This window comes from Rhodococcus sp. (in: high G+C Gram-positive bacteria) (assembly GCF_049591685.1).
Classification (GTDB): domain Bacteria; phylum Actinomycetota; class Actinomycetes; order Mycobacteriales; family Mycobacteriaceae; genus Rhodococcoides.
Genome location: NZ_JBAWFH010000120.1, coordinates 1 through 4,227, shown reverse-complemented (window position 1 = coordinate 4,227; position 4,227 = coordinate 1). Strand labels below are relative to the sequence as shown.

The 4,227-nt window shown below is 62.6% G+C and carries 4 protein-coding genes and 1 pseudogene; 1 reads left to right on the top strand and 4 read right to left on the bottom strand.

Translation table 11 applies throughout. The annotated features are described in order from the left end of the window. From WBQ44_RS05375 to WBQ44_RS05360, 4 genes and pseudogenes are all read right to left on the bottom strand, one after another. A pseudogene (locus tag WBQ44_RS05375) lies at positions 1 to 271 on the bottom strand (Fic family protein); the annotation flags it as partial. Between the two features lie 110 nt (positions 272 to 381). Further along, positions 382 to 2,880 carry an SEC-C metal-binding domain-containing protein gene (locus WBQ44_RS05370; RefSeq protein ID WP_495565699.1) on the bottom strand — a complete coding sequence of 833 codons (2,499 nt, stop codon included), beginning with the start codon at positions 2,878 to 2,880 and terminating at the stop codon, positions 382 to 384. A gap of 19 nt (positions 2,881 to 2,899) precedes the next feature. Then, entirely contained in the window at positions 2,900 to 3,289 is a 390-nt protein-coding gene (locus WBQ44_RS05365; protein ID WP_495565698.1) for a type II toxin-antitoxin system VapC family toxin, read from the bottom strand. Further along, the gene (locus tag WBQ44_RS05360; protein ID WP_495565697.1) at positions 3,286 to 3,531 is read right to left on the bottom strand and encodes a type II toxin-antitoxin system Phd/YefM family antitoxin; all 246 of its coding nucleotides are present in this window, start codon (positions 3,529 to 3,531) and stop codon (positions 3,286 to 3,288) included. Before WBQ44_RS05360 ends, WBQ44_RS05365 begins: the two co-directional genes overlap by 4 nt. Before the next feature lie 112 nt (positions 3,532 to 3,643). Here WBQ44_RS05360 and WBQ44_RS05355 point away from each other — a divergent pair. Further along, the coding region (locus WBQ44_RS05355) for a GAF domain-containing protein (RefSeq protein WP_495565696.1) at positions 3,644 to 4,227 on the top strand (584 nt) is incomplete at its 3' end.

Below are 4,227 nucleotides of genomic sequence, written 5' to 3'. Positions count from 1 at the left end.
GCGAAGACGCGGCGCTCTCCGATCTCAGCAGGATCGAACTCATGGGCGCCAATTCGGTGGCAGACCCGAGCGCTCGCGATGCATACTCGTCGAACCTGACTACCTCCCGCAGAGCGTCCTCTGACTCCGCCGTCATCTCGGCGGGCAGCTGCAGATCCACAGCGCCGATGCGGGCTGGGATTGCCGCCTCGTGGTCGCCTGCGTGCAGTCGTCGCTGAGTCCGCGACGCATGACCGTGGGCCGGCTGCCATGGCCGGGTTTCGTACGTCACGGCCTCGACCGTCGACCGTTCATCGCACCCCACTCGGCCAGCATAGCAATCTTTAGCCGCTTAAAGATTGGTATGGCCGGGGCGACTCGACTTTGCGGTCACCGAACGCACTACCGCTGCGCTCTCCAGAACGCAGAACCGTCGTCGAGCCCCAACGCGAGAAGCAGCCTTCGGGGGCTCATCGCGCCCGGGTGCCCGGTTTCGGGGAACGAGTTGATCAGCCGGATCAGGTCCTCCCGGCGAGTGGGGTCCGCAGCGGCCTGGGTCGGCGTGTAGCCGTCCAACGCTGGAATCTTCTCGTGAATCCACGACGCTTCATACTTTCGAATCTGCTCTTCGAGAAAGGAAACAACCTCGGGACTGTTTTCCAAATCGAGGTCTTGTTCGACGTGGCCCGATCCAGCACGCTTCAATTCGGCCTCGCGGGACGAAGGGGGTGTCCGTGTCTCATGGACCACCGTCAACATGGGATGCATGGACGTGACCGCGTCGATGATCCGGTCGAACCGGCTCTCCGTCATTGCTTCGACCGTCAATTGCGTACCGTCGAGCGTCAGTATGCCGAGGATGCTTGCGCCGTCTCGCCAATGCCATCGATTGCCGTCAGCTGCACCGTACGCGCGGCTGAGTTTGCGCCGAATGCTGTTCAACTCGCCGAGCTCGAACTGTGCTTCGCACAGGACAATCGGATCGCCCTCTCTGGAGGAGATTGTCGGCGGTGCAAATCGGGCACTGAGGAAGTCGACCAGATCTTCGGGCTCCACATGATTGTCGAGCATGTTGATCAGGTGGTGCCGCTGCGAGGGATGTACCGGCTCGATACCGCCGTAGCACTGCAACTCCGGGCCGACCGGAACCACTCGTGTACAGATGAACTGGCCTGGTTTCAGTTCGCGGCTGGCAGTTCTTTCCGTGACGATTTGGCGGTCCCCGGTGCGCACGTCGCGCAGCGACATTCCTTCGCCGGGCGTGATCGACTCGACCTCGTGGACGGAGCGTTCGATCAGTAACCACTGCTGAGCGAGGTTCAGCTCGTCCGGTGGCAGCAGAGGTCCCCGCTCCTCCACGAAGTCGGCGAACAGTCCGCCTTCGAACAGCAGCGCGTCCAAGATGAACGGGTCACCCTCCAGTGCTTGCGAGAGCGGATCATCGGTCTCGTCCCAGAACGTCGTCCTGATGTCGGCGAGCGCCCGTAGTTCCTTCTCGCCTCGTCCCGCCGCGAGAAATTGATCAGCCTTGGCGTACAACCATCGTGCCCGCTGCTGGGGCGTCGCATCGCTTTTACCGAGGTGGCACACCTTGTATTTGCGCCCCGACCCACACCAGCAGCGGTCGTTGCGACCGAGCCCGGGGTGTTCACGAGGTAGTAATTCCTCCAACATGCTCCGGAGTTCCTGGGCACCTTCCGCCGATCCGATGCTTCGTAGAACCGACAAGCCCTGTGCCGCCTCGCCTCGCAGAAAGGCGAACTCCGCGCGCTCGAGGCATGCGGTTACGAACGTCGGATCCAGATCGACAGCGCGCTGAAGGCTGCGTTCCGCCGCTTCTGGATCTCCGATGAGATCGACTGCGCGGGCGTGTAGCCAGTGCACCGACGCACGGGCCGACCGCGGCACCAAAGAGACCAACGCTGTCGCCACGGCAGCCAGCGCTGGTACTCCACGGTCCATTCTGACGATCAGTTGAAGCGCGGCGCGTGCCACGTACGGGTCCGATAAGCGAGCCCACGAATCTGTGTCTACTTCCACCGCCTCACGAATCAACTGGATTCGGTCTTCGCCAGACACATGCGCGGCAGCCTGTACGAGGGTCAGGAACGCATCGAGAACGGAAGACTCCGCGTCGTCGATGTCGAAGGTTCTGGCCAACATGTTCGCCGAGGTGCGCTGCCGCTCCGCGGCGAAGTCGAACCCACGGCGTGCAACGAAGTCGACGTCGATCGCCAGGCCCGCCGCCTCGAGAATTTCGGGTATCGGGATCGTCGCTTCACGGAACAACGACGGATTCTCGTACATCAATTGCCACACCAGGGCGTCGATATACGCGCTTCCGTCACCGACGAGCTCGAGCAGCTCGTCGCCGACTTCGAGATCCGCCAATGTTCGAGTGATGCGCCGGGTTTCGACCTGCCCGTTCTCCACTGTCAGACCAAGGACGTCGCCGGGTCGAAAACCCGCCAGCGTGCCGCGCGGCAGCATCAGCCCCTCTGTTGGCCACCCCGGGTCGGTGATACCCCGCTCACGGAAGACAGCGGAGGGAGTAGTGAAGGTGGATACAACTGCGTAACCACGTTGTTCCGCCGTGGTGTCCAGCAATCCAGTCATTGTGGTGAACTCGTTGCCGATCTCGACGATATCGGCCGAGACCTCTCGGTCGGTCACACGATGTGTGAGTACGCGCCCCTCGAGGAGTGTCCGGAGATGGATGTTCCGGCCATCCTCGAAGAACCCGCGCTCGTCCGATTCGAAAGTATCGATGAGCTCGAACATCTCAGCCTCGTCACCGTGACCGTACTCGACCATCTTCGCGGCCCACTGCTCATCGCTCAGCGGGCCATAGAGTCCGAGTACCGCGAGGGCTGTGGCGTCCAGTTCTTCGTAGTCGTTCATCGGCGTACACGATATCCCTTCAGCGATTCTCGACCTTGTCGATGTGTACGAGATCCTCGATCCCCCGGAGGTCCGATGCATTACGCGTCAACAAGCGAGCGTCGTGGGCGTGCGCTGTTGCCGCGATCATCAGGTCGAATGCCCGCGCTTGGGGTCGTCGACCACTGGCCCGCACTGCCGCCGCAAGCTGACCGTAACTTCGTGCGACACGATCGTCGACCACAAGCGGTTCGAAGGCTCGCTCGAGTGCCACGAGCCGCTGCAGACGTAGAGCGCGTTGCCCCGGCGTCGCCGCTGCCAGCAAGCCAAAATGCAACTCCGCCAGGCTGATCGCACTGATTGCGAGGTCTCCCTCGATACGGTCGATAGAGTCCCCGATCAGGACGCTTGTATCAAGAATCGTCTTCACTGGTGCCACGGATCTCGAACCGAATCGTTCGCAGAAGCGAGGTCGGCGTCGAGCGTGGGGTCGGAAGCGGTATCGAACACGGCGGCGACGTCGTCGAAGCTGGTCCACTGTTTGCGCGCCGCCGGGCCGAGCACGGCGCTCGGCCGACCGGCAACCGTGATCAACAAAGTTTCACCCGCTTCGGCACGCTTGACGTAGTCCGAGGCGTGCTGGCGCAGTTCCTTTAAACCCACGGTGTCCATACCCAAAGGTAGCACCTATGCTACCTGGGGCGTCGGAACCGAAACTCCACCGCACCTCTCGGGCCGTTACACACAACCAGACCGGGAGCGTCGGGGCCTAAGCTCGTTGTTCATGACCGCTATCGATCCCGTCGTTGCGATCGGCCGTCTTGTCGAGGTCCTTTCGGGCGACACCGAGGACAAGGAACTCGACGAAGTCCTCGAGTCAGCAGGCGTCGACCAGAGAACCCGCAATGAAGCCAAGGAGCGCCTGCGCGCACGCCGCGAGGAGCTGACCCGACTGCGGCGGCGCGAACACGAGCTGGGCACGCTCTTCGCCAGCGCCCGTGATCTCGCCGAAGTGCGCGACATCGACGGCCTTCTCGAACGGCTGGTATCCCGGGCACACGACATGATGGGTAGCGACGTCACCTACCTGTCGGAGTTCGACTCGCACACGCGGGACCTCCACGTTCGGAAGACCATCGGCTCGGTCACCCCGCAATTCCGAAACCTGCGCGTGCCCGCGGGGATGGGCCTCGCCAGCCGCATCGCGGATTCGCGTAGCGCACAATGGGTTCAGCGTTACAGCGAGTACGAGGACGGCACCCACGACAGCGCAATCGACGACGCTGTCTCACGGGAGGGCATCGTCTCGATACTCGGTGTGCCGATGTTGTCCGACGGCCGGGTGCTCGGAGTGTTGTTCTCGGCTAC

Coding starts and splice junctions, on each gene's coding strand:
- WBQ44_RS05360 (WP_495565697.1), bottom strand. CDS start 3,531: ATGGACACCGTGGGTTTAAAGGAACTGCGCCAGCACGCCTCGGACTAC.
- WBQ44_RS05370 (WP_495565699.1), bottom strand. CDS start 2,880: ATGAACGACTACGAAGAACTGGACGCCACAGCCCTCGCGGTACTCGGA.